This is a genomic window from Monashia sp. HAY1-2A (genome assembly GCF_056755315.1).
Map to the genome: position 1 here is coordinate 1 of NZ_JBNDHY010000447.1, position 267 is coordinate 267.

The window sequence follows — 267 nt, forward strand, 5'->3', positions numbered from 1 at the left end:
CGTGGATCCAGCAGCGCGTGCCGCGCGAACTGCTGGGCCGGACGATGAGCCTGTTCATGTTCATCTTCATGGGCCTGGCGCCGCTGGCGGCCGTCGCGGCCGGCTGGATCGCCAGCCGCGTCTCCCTGGCGACCCTGTTCGGCGGCTCTGGCCTGTTCCTCGTGGGCGCCGCGCTGCTGGCCTGGCTGTTCACGCCTATGCGCGCGCTGCGCGCTGCGCCGGCCGGCACGATGGCTTAGGATAGCGGGTTGTTTCACCGCCAAGAGG

General features: G+C 70.8%; 1 pseudogene. It reads left to right on the plus strand.

Annotation, left to right across the window (positions count from 1 at the left end):
* Positions 1-239: pseudogene (locus tag ACPYOM_RS22665) on the plus strand (hypothetical protein); the annotation flags it as partial.
* Positions 240-267 lie beyond the last annotated feature (28 nt).